The organism is Prevotella sp. MA2016 (assembly GCF_000619825.1).
Classification (GTDB): domain Bacteria; phylum Bacteroidota; class Bacteroidia; order Bacteroidales; family Bacteroidaceae; genus Prevotella.
Window position 1 is genome coordinate 1 of the sequence record NZ_JHUW01000001.1, and the last position, 5,310, is coordinate 5,310.

Genomic DNA, 5,310 nt, shown 5'->3' on the forward strand with positions numbered 1-5,310 from the left:
GGAGCGAGCCTCAAGCGAGCGGGGGGATATCAAATACTATTAGTCATGCATATTTTGAGCATGGCAGGCATCTTCAATGAAAATAGTATCGCCTTCTATGATGTATGCGAAGTACCATTTTCCCTTGTGAGCCATATGATAACCTGCCCAGCGCCGGATAGTTGGTTCGCGCCTTAATAGCGTCTTTTCTATCTGATAGATACCAAACGTTGCGTTTTGCACATCGCGAATAAGATCATCCAAGTCATACGTATGTTTGTATTTACGGGCCACATTCTGATAGAACAGACGGATTTTGCGCTGTGCACGTACCTTAACGATATACTTATACTCCGTCATTTCGCGTAGATTTCCTTGACATCCTCGACGATGGCGGCATATAACTCTTCTACAGTCATATCACGATCATACGGATATTTCTTGGCAGAAGCGGCAGGAGCTAAAGCGAGTGCTTCTTCCTCACTCATAGAGTCAGGCTCAACATCAAGTCCTTCCATACGATGCTTAACTACCAAGGCTTCAACATAACGATCCAACACATCCTGTGCCCATTGGCGAATAGCCGCAGGGGTGTCCAAATGTGGATTTATGTCACGAATTGCAGCTTCGTTTACCTTGACACTTACTGTACACATAATTATACTCCTATATATATTACCGCTGCAAATATAAAAACCAATTTTGATATTTGCAAGTTTTTTTTTATTCTTATTCTAATACCATGCTAAAACACCTAGGGGGATGCCGCGCGGCTGGGGGGCGAGCAGCCACCCTAAGAGCGAGGGTGGGTGGAGCGAGCCTCAAGCGAGCGGGGAGGCCTGTTTTCGGCGACTACGCGGGGCTGGTCGCTTAGGAAAGTTTGGTTTTGAGGATGCGGATGATGTCATCATAGGACTTCATGTCGCCGATTTCTTCGGGCTCCAGAGTTACGTCGAACTCACTTTCAAGTTCTACGACGAGATTCAACTGGCCCATAGAGTCCCACTGCTCACAGGTGGCCTGGGAACAGGTGTTATCTACGGTGTCTAACTCAAAGAGATCCTTCAGGATTTCTAATACCTTTTCTTCCATGTTATTTCAACTTTATATGATAATATGCTTTAATATCTAAATCAGCATCCTCCAAATTCAAGAGGTATGCCTTCTTGCCGTCGGATTCTTCCGACACACATGTAAAACCACAAGTCTCATAGAACGCCTTTACCTGGGCATTCTTGGCTGTAGGAATATAAGAGGCTTTTACTGCTGCCATGCCGTGCTGCTGTAACTCTAGAAGAATGCGCTTCATAAAAGCCACTTCAATACCTTTACCCAAAACACGGCAACTGAGCAGGAAGGTATCAATGGTATCACCATTCAGCATAACACAACCGGTGATGCCATTATCACCAAACTTATCCGACACACTGATACACCATATCTTCCAACCTTGCTCCACAAACTGACGCACATCGGCATCGGTATAGCGCTTGGTAGTGAGGTTGAACTGGTTGGTCTTCTGTGTCATCTGAGCGATACGGGGAATATTGAACTCATTGGCAGCTTCAAGCGTGATCTGGATGTTCAAACTCTCCAAGAATGAGTCGAAGTCAACAAAACTACGCTGGGCCTGTGCGCGTTGGGCATTGGCTTTATATTGCTCCGTTTTCTTTTTGTCCTCATTGGTAACGGCATACACCCGGAAATATTTTTCAACCAGTGCTTTGAAGAATACGGGCAGCTCGTAGGGCTGTGCAGGGAATTCGGGTACTTCTACCATCGGTAACATCTGACGAATCAGTTCGCGCTCGGTGGGATTATCATCTACAAACACAAAGCTGTCTAAACCGATGTTCAACTCCTCTGCCAGTGCCTTGATGTTGGTGGCCTTGTCGGTCCAGTTGATGCGCCAAGTGGCAAAGTTGTCCTTCTTGAGCACCATGAACGGATTTTTCTCCCAGGCTTCCAGCACATCTGCCTCGTTGTTCTTAGAGCAGACTGTCAGGATCACACCACTCTTACTCAACGCCAACAGGGCCTCCTGCCAGTAGTGGAATGCCTTGCCTGGATAGTCGCCACCCAGCTGGATGCCTTCGATACCATCTTCACCCAACACACCTCCCCACAGGGTGTTGTCGAGGTCGAGGACCAGGCATTTCTTGCGTTTCAAAGAAATCTCGTCCAACTTACGCGACCACCATTGCATGAATGGTTTGGTGAGTTTCGGGTTCATACCCATCTGCGAGATAAACCAGAACTTCCAGTCGAAGACTTCTGATGCGGTATATTGCCGTGTGAACTCTCGTATATCCAGCAGTTTCACCTGGCTGCAGTCTGACGCTGCCTGCACCAATACCGTATTATATTCTGCCACTGCGGCTATCAGCTCTGCACCGGATGTAAAAGGCGCGCTATAAGCGCCCTCATCCATGGTCAGGACGATGAAGGGTTTGGCTGCATCCACTTGCGACAGCACAAACGACAGCTTCTGGGCATAGCCCCTGATCTCAGCGCAGAGAAGCTCTTGGTCGTACTTCACCGGCAGTTGGTAGAACCAGACATAGCCATCTACGTCGGTAGGGATGTAGGAGATATCATCGTAGCCGCTGAACGTATAGTCCTTCGGAAAGAAACGCTCTACGGTATTGTTTCTAAATACAAACATCAATCAATCTATAATCTTGGCGGGGGTTTCAACCAATTCTATCAGTCCCACGTTCTTATTATACAGAAAACAAACTCTGCTGCCGCAGAATGCCACAGCGGGCTCTGGTTTGCTGGTGAGTACATACTTCTCTTGACGCAGTGCCTTGACAGCCTCTTCCAGATTATCCACAACATAGCAGCAATGATAAGGCGTAACGCCATTCTTCTCCAGGGTCTTACAAACCGGAGAGGTCTCATCCACGGGTGCTAGCAGTTCCACAATGGGTTCGCCGGCTTTGGTGAGCCAGCAGATGTTGACATTCTGTATGGGGTCAGTCACGATGGCAGACTTCCTGTAACCGGCCTGTTCATACATCGCGGCTGTGGCCTCAATACTTTTCACTGCCACCCCTATGTGGTGGAACTTCATACCTTCCAGCATGGCTTAATATTCAATGACGGGAGAGATCTTACAACCGTTGAACACCATATTGACAGTACCCCAGCTGAGACCGGCTCCAAATCCGGTCATCACCACGCGCTGACCATCCTTCAACTTGTCGTGCAGCTCGCTGACAATAGTAAGGGGTACGCTTGTAGAACTGGTGTTGCCATAACGGTCGATGCAATAAGGCACTCTCTCGGGATTAAACTTCAGTTTCTTCACAAAGAAGTCGGTCATAAACCGATTGGCCTGATGGAATACCAACCAATCGATATCATCCAAAGCAAAGCCACCGGCTTCAGCAATGTTCTTAATACTCTTGGGCACACGTTTCATGGCGAAATTGAAAACATCCATTCCGTCCATAAACACCTCAAGACCATTGCGTATGTTGCCTTCCTCCTGCTCTTTTTCAATCAAAGATTCGGCTGTTATAGGGTTTCGCATGCCATCCTGAATCATCACAGCATCTTTGCCGGAGCCATCCGTATGGAGCATAAAAATCGTCTCTTCAAAATCACCTTGTTCTACTAATGTGGCTGTAGCGCCATCGCCATAAAGGGGCCAATCCACCTTATCACGCTTGTTGACAATCTTTGAGAAGGTCTCGCCATCAAGCAGGAGCACGCGCAAGCCCATATTGGCATAGGCAAATGCCGTAGATAGTGCAAACACAAAGCCAGAGCAGCCAAGGGTCAAGTCTAATGCCAGTGTATCTGTAGAAAGACCTAAGCGATGCTGGAGTATAGGTGCTGTTGCGGGTATCCTGTAATCGGATGTCTGGCTCATGAAAAGCAGCACATCAATGCTATTAGGGTCTATCTGATTATCCTCCATCAACTGCACGGCTGCCTTGTAGCACAAGTCGCTGGCACAGCAGTCGGCATCGGCAATACGGCGCTCCTCAATACCGATGTTCTTGATAGTCTTCTCTATCTCAGCCTCAGGAATAAGATACCCTAAATCACGGTTACTCACCACTGTCTTTGGAACGCAGGCACTCATGGCGCGGATTCCAATATGATTAAATCTTATTGTTGCCATCTATCTATTACAACTTTGTATATCCACCATCAATAACGAGCTCTGTTCCGGTTACGAAACTGCTGGCATCAGAAAGCAGGTAGATGATGCCATAGGCCATATCCTCTGGGGTGCCAAATCGTTTCAAAGGGAAGGATTTGGCTACTTCGGCCAATGACTCTTCAGTAACATTTTCTGTACGAATAAGAGGGGTGTCGGTTGTTCCTGGCAGGATGCAGTTGACACGGATCTTTTTGGGTGCCAAGTCGATAGCCATATTCCTGGACATACCTACCAGAGCGCTCTTGCTGGCAGAATAAACAGAATTGCCAGCATGAACAATCAGATTGCCATCTTGTGAAGCGACAAACACAATGGAACCTCCTTTATGAAGTTTCTTTGCCTTAATCAGGCTTTTTGTCAACAGGACGGGACCGAAAAAGTTGATATTAAAGACCTTATCAAACTCTTCGCGGTTCACGAACATAAAAGGATTCATATTGGCGATACCGGCGCAGTTGGCTATACCATCAAAGACTGGTGCGTTGGTGAGCAGGTCAGTCCATGTGGATTCATCGGCCAGATTGATGATAAAGGATTGATGACCGTTGCCTTCCAACTGGCTCATCGTTTCTGACAGGCCTTCTGCATTGAAGTCGGCACCAACAACTATTGCTCCCATCTTTGCACAGGCTATGGCGGTTGCTTTGCCCATGCCTGATGCAGCACCGGTTACAAAGATTGTTTTACCTTCTATTGAAAATGGATTGAACATATTATTTTTTAAATGACTGGCAAGTCATTATTCTGCCTTTGATTTTACTGTATTGAACAAATCTTCAACGGTATGGGCTTCACGTATGTCGTTACCTTTCAGTTGAACATCGTATTCTTCATCAACCATAGCGATGATGCTAAGGGCCATGAGGGATGACCATTCGTCGAGATCACGGAAATTAGTATTTGCGGTGATCTCACTTGGATCTGTTTCATCAAATTGTTCAGCGAAATTCTCAAGAAATTTTGAAAGTTCCATTACTTATTATTTTATTAATTAATACTAATTCTTATTCTAAACTGTCCTTTTTAAAATGTCCTCTAAACTGTCCTTTTCTTCGGCGCGAAGAAAAGAACTAAAAGAAGCATCCACCCTAACCAAGCCTTCCCCTATATGGGAAGGATGTAGTTGATTCCGAGGGAAAACCCTCTCCATCAAA

At 46.5% G+C, this 5,310-nt stretch carries 8 protein-coding genes; all 8 read right to left on the bottom strand.

Features of this window, described 5'->3' with window-relative positions:
- Positions 1-39 precede the first annotated feature (39 nt).
- Positions 40-339 (bottom strand): hypothetical protein, encoded by a 300-nt coding sequence (locus T360_RS0100005; protein ID WP_028910960.1) that lies wholly within the window; start codon positions 337-339, stop codon positions 40-42.
- Complete coding sequence (locus T360_RS0100010) at positions 336-578, bottom strand: hypothetical protein (RefSeq protein WP_155949326.1); 243 nt, start codon at positions 576-578, stop codon at positions 336-338. The genes T360_RS0100005 and T360_RS0100010 overlap by 4 nt, the downstream gene beginning before the upstream one ends.
- 271 nt (positions 579-849) lie before the next feature.
- Positions 850-1,071, bottom strand: a complete 222-nt coding sequence (locus tag T360_RS0100020) for an acyl carrier protein (RefSeq protein WP_028910962.1) — start codon at positions 1,069-1,071, stop codon at positions 850-852.
- A gap of 1 nt (position 1,072) precedes the next feature.
- On the bottom strand, positions 1,073-2,644 hold the full coding sequence (locus tag T360_RS0100025; RefSeq protein WP_036928350.1) for an HAD family hydrolase: 1,572 nt from the start codon (positions 2,642-2,644) through the stop codon (positions 1,073-1,075).
- Between the two features lie 3 nt (positions 2,645-2,647).
- Entirely contained in the window at positions 2,648-3,067 is a 420-nt protein-coding gene (locus tag T360_RS0100030) for a VOC family protein (protein WP_028910964.1), read from the bottom strand.
- A gap of 3 nt (positions 3,068-3,070) precedes the next feature.
- A complete protein-coding gene (locus T360_RS0100035) occupies positions 3,071-4,114 on the bottom strand; it encodes a 3-oxoacyl-ACP synthase III family protein (protein WP_028910965.1) in 1,044 nt (347 codons plus the stop codon).
- Between the two features lie 7 nt (positions 4,115-4,121).
- On the bottom strand, positions 4,122-4,868 hold the full coding sequence (locus T360_RS0100040; protein WP_028910966.1) for an SDR family NAD(P)-dependent oxidoreductase: 747 nt from the start codon (positions 4,866-4,868) through the stop codon (positions 4,122-4,124).
- Positions 4,869-4,895: 27 nt separating this feature from the next.
- A complete protein-coding gene (locus T360_RS0100045; RefSeq protein WP_028910967.1) occupies positions 4,896-5,129 on the bottom strand; it encodes an acyl carrier protein in 234 nt (77 codons plus the stop codon).
- Between the last annotated feature and the right edge of the window lie 181 nt (positions 5,130-5,310).